Below are 3,167 nucleotides of genomic sequence, written 5' to 3' on the forward strand. Positions count from 1 at the left end.
AATAAGAAGAGGAGCGCCATAGAAGATCATATCTCGCTCCGACTTTGATGCTTCCTCGGACTCCTCCAAGAAAGGCATGCTTTTCATCACCAGCTCCCTCGTCTTGCGAGAGAGGCTCTCTATGACCTCCCGGTCCTGGATGACTGTGAACCTCCAGGGCTGCTCATTCATCCCAGAGGGGGCCCAGACCGCGGCATCAAGCAATCCGTCTATGACCTCTTTGGGCACGGGCCGGTCCAGATAGCTCCTCACACTTCTTCTGCCTTTAATGCAAAGATCCAGCTCCATGGATGAATAGTTGCCTCTGATCGATATTAAAGGTATCACCTGTCGGGAAAAATAGAGCGTGTGGGCAGAAGACCTGAGCTAAATTCGCGTTTTCCTGGGCTGCTCATTCTTGATTCCGCTCTTCGTCTCGCCATAGACCGGAGAATATGCCTTATTCTTCCGGGGCTTGGATGGATCATGTTTGCCCGGGCCTTCGATTGGCATCCCCTTGGCACCTTTCTTCTTGCTCATAGAACGCTTCACCTCCTGCAATCCCATCTCTTCATTGAGCCGCTGCCTCAAATATGAATAAATGCTGTCCTGCAATGCAGTCTCACTCTGAACTCGATGCGGCCATCATTGCCCAATGAAAGGGATTCTGTCAGATAGCATTGACTTCACTCTCATCACATAAATACCAATACGAATCCAGCCGCAGTTCTGCCGCAGGAAAAGCGATGAAGCAATCAGGCAAAATCTTTTTCGATGATGCCCTTCATATCAATAGATCATTGCATACAACGGAGGATCAAAATGAGATCTATATTGGCAATATCTATGGCAATTCTCTTCGCTTCTGCCCTTATAGGCCCCTCTATGGCCCTGAGCGACTACCAGAAAGGGGTCTTAGACGGCCTGAGCGTAGGATGGAAGATGGCCCAGAAATATGACCAGGCACTCCAGGGCAGCCCTGCAGACTTCAATCAGGCCGTCCCTCAGTATAACGCCTGGATAGAAGAGATATTCGGAAAGAACGAATCCCTGATGCTCATGCCCATATCCACCGTCCCTACCAGGCAGACGGACTCCTACTTCAAGAGCCAGATCATCACCCCGGTGCATTCCATAGACGCCAGCTGGAACCAGACAGGAATCTCCCTTCTGCCGGAGCCGGACGCCTATGGGTTGATAAAGGGAGTTCCTGCTGATGCCTACTACTCCTTTGGCCCTGCCCTGGCGGATTTCTGAACGACAGCGGGATCACATTTATATTTACCCACTCCATTCGATACCTGGAAGTTGATGAGGCGCGAAGATGAAGTCGATGCTTTTAGTCCTATCCATGGCCTGTATCGCTGCCCTGGTCGCTGCCGGGCAGGCGGCCTGTTCTGCTGATTCATTCGCCCAGAACACGACTGAGCACTCCTGGGTATTCGTCAACGGCTATATGGAGGAGTCCCGCATCCTTCAGACCCAGCCTGGCTTTGCTGGACAGAAGGTGGTTCTCGGCTCGAGCGGCAGCGGAGTGGTCACCAGAACCCTCGACTCCGTCACTTATAGGGATTCGGAAATGGACGAGACCTCCCTGGTCACCTCAGTGGAATTCGACTACAAGCCCTACCATCCTCCCCTCAATCAAAGCGACCTGAGAAATGCTCTCTGCGCCAAGAACTATGAGGTGGGCTCGGTATTCTCTGAGACCTACCGGATAGAGAAAGACCTGATTAAGGACACCAAGACCTATCAGGATGACAAGATCTCCGTTTATGAGATCAGCTCAGAGATTCAGGGCTCGGCCAGGATCGGCCAGCGGGTGCAGAAGAACTCCCGCACTGTGCCAACTATGATGATGGGGGGAACCTACATGGGCTATGCCCAGATCAGATCGGAAACCGTGGTGGGAAATATGTCCATTCTCACTCTGCCCTGCCCCTGAATGAGCTGGAGGGTGGGACCCAGCCTGCTCTGCCCCTTGCCCCCCCTTTTCACTCCTTTATCTCGTCTCTTCCCAGATCTGCTCAGATCTTCTCCATGTCAAATGCCCAGCGGCTGACATTTGGCGCCACATTTCCGCACCTTCTGCATAGCAGCACCTCCAGGCCCAGATCTTCGTAGCTCTTTTTCAGCCCCTCGATCTGCGGGGCCTTCTTGAAGGTATAGAAATGGATGATTCCACCCCGCCTCAGCATCTCTGGCAGGGCATCCACTATCCGGTCCATTCCATAGGGGGCGGGCACAATCGCCCGGTCAAACCTCCTCTTCAGTAGGGCTGCCATAGAGAATGCATCCGCATTAATGACCGCAATTCTCTCCGCCACCCCATTCTCCCGGGCGTTCTCCGCCAGCCAGCCGCAGGCCTCCAGGCTCTTCTCCAGGGCCACCACCCTAGCTCCCCGGGCGGCAGGAGGAATGGCGAAGGGGCCCACCCCGGCAAACAAGACCAGCGCCTCTTCCCCTGCCTTTACCTGGACCGCCACCCTCATCCTCTCGTAACCCAGACGGCTGTTGAAAAAGACCCTCGCCACATCCAGATGATATCGAAAGCCGAACTCCCGATGAACGGTGACGGAATTTCCCTCGCCTGCCAGAAGCTCCAGGCGGGAGGTTCTCCTCTCCCCCTCCAGGGGGGTGATCTTATTGAAGACCGTACGAACATTCCTGCACTGATCCAAGAGGGCTGAAGCAATCTCATCCTTGTAGCCGTCCAGCTCAGGGTCAAGATAGAGGATAGCGATATCTCCGATCACATGGAAACGGCTGGAAAGACGCGCGAGCCTCTCCTCGGGCACAACTCCCACCAGCCACTCCTTCAAACGCATCTCATATCACCTCTCAAAAGCAACCCAGGGTGAACTGATCCTGCAGCCGGATCCTTTTGGGCTCATGAGGGATCTCTAAGAGGTCCATTAGCTGAAAGGCATTTGCTGCCGCCTTGGACCGGGCATGGTTATTGAAGTAGATCCGGACCATTTGCTCACCTATCTCCGCCTCTTTAACTCGTAGGATTGCGAAGGACGGAGCGGGAAGTCCCCATCCTTCAGGGTGGTCTCCCGGACTGCGTGTACGGGGGAGTTGCGACGCAGTCGCAACAGGATGAAAGCGGAGTCCTTTGCCATAATTACTTTCACGCCGCCCTCAACTGATATAAATATTAGGTAAGTTGTTGACGCAAAATAAAA

Annotated in this window: 7 protein-coding genes; 2 read left to right on the forward strand and 5 right to left on the reverse strand. The window is 53.8% G+C overall.

Translation table 11 applies throughout. From position 1 onward, the window contains the following. The coding region (locus BP727_RS01440; protein WP_286857041.1) for a nitroreductase family protein at positions 1 to 288 on the reverse strand (288 nt) is incomplete at its 3' end. 78 nt (positions 289 to 366) lie between these two features. Then, the gene (locus tag BP727_RS01445; RefSeq protein ID WP_157863739.1) at positions 367 to 519 is read right to left on the reverse strand and encodes a hypothetical protein; all 153 of its coding nucleotides are present in this window, start codon (positions 517 to 519) and stop codon (positions 367 to 369) included. Positions 520 to 801: 282 nt separating this feature from the next. On the opposite strand from BP727_RS01445, the gene BP727_RS01450 reads away from it, so the two are divergent. Together BP727_RS01450 and BP727_RS01455 are read left to right on the forward strand one after the other, a co-directional pair. After that, positions 802 to 1,236 (forward strand): hypothetical protein, encoded by a 435-nt coding sequence (locus BP727_RS01450; RefSeq protein WP_013719520.1) that lies wholly within the window; start codon positions 802 to 804, stop codon positions 1,234 to 1,236. Positions 1,237 to 1,303: 67 nt separating this feature from the next. Next, entirely contained in the window at positions 1,304 to 1,924 is a 621-nt protein-coding gene (locus BP727_RS01455; protein ID WP_286857046.1) for a hypothetical protein, read from the forward strand. Between the two features lie 82 nt (positions 1,925 to 2,006). On the opposite strand, the gene BP727_RS01460 is transcribed toward BP727_RS01455, so the two are convergent. The 3 genes from BP727_RS01460 to BP727_RS01470 are packed head-to-tail and all read right to left on the reverse strand — an operon-like array spanning position 2,007 to position 3,104. Beyond that, positions 2,007 to 2,807 carry a class I SAM-dependent methyltransferase gene (locus tag BP727_RS01460; protein WP_286857048.1) on the reverse strand — a complete coding sequence of 267 codons (801 nt, stop codon included), beginning with the start codon at positions 2,805 to 2,807 and terminating at the stop codon, positions 2,007 to 2,009. A 13-nt stretch (positions 2,808 to 2,820) separates the two neighbouring features. Next, positions 2,821 to 2,958, reverse strand: a complete 138-nt coding sequence (locus BP727_RS01465) for a hypothetical protein (protein WP_286857049.1) — start codon at positions 2,956 to 2,958, stop codon at positions 2,821 to 2,823. 8 nt (positions 2,959 to 2,966) lie between these two features. Then, on the reverse strand, positions 2,967 to 3,104 hold the full coding sequence (locus BP727_RS01470; RefSeq protein WP_286857051.1) for a hypothetical protein: 138 nt from the start codon (positions 3,102 to 3,104) through the stop codon (positions 2,967 to 2,969). Between the last annotated feature and the right edge of the window lie 63 nt (positions 3,105 to 3,167).

The sequence above is a fragment of the Methanosaeta sp. UBA356 genome, assembly GCF_002496465.1.
GTDB classification, from domain to species: Archaea; Halobacteriota; Methanosarcinia; order Methanotrichales; family Methanotrichaceae; genus Methanothrix; species Methanothrix soehngenii.

What these genes read in the sequence shown, in the direction of transcription:
- BP727_RS01465 (WP_286857049.1), bottom strand. Translation starts at nt 2,958, where the DNA reads ATGGTCCGGATCTACTTCAATAACCATGCCCGGTCCAAGGCGGCAGCA.
- BP727_RS01450 (WP_013719520.1), top strand. Translation starts at nt 802, where the DNA reads ATGAGATCTATATTGGCAATATCTATGGCAATTCTCTTCGCTTCTGCC.
- BP727_RS01470 (WP_286857051.1), bottom strand. Translation starts at nt 3,104, where the DNA reads ATGGCAAAGGACTCCGCTTTCATCCTGTTGCGACTGCGTCGCAACTCC.
- BP727_RS01455 (WP_286857046.1), top strand. Translation starts at nt 1,304, where the DNA reads ATGAAGTCGATGCTTTTAGTCCTATCCATGGCCTGTATCGCTGCCCTG.
- BP727_RS01445 (WP_157863739.1), bottom strand. Translation starts at nt 519, where the DNA reads ATGAGCAAGAAGAAAGGTGCCAAGGGGATGCCAATCGAAGGCCCGGGC.
- BP727_RS01460 (WP_286857048.1), bottom strand. Translation starts at nt 2,807, where the DNA reads ATGCGTTTGAAGGAGTGGCTGGTGGGAGTTGTGCCCGAGGAGAGGCTC.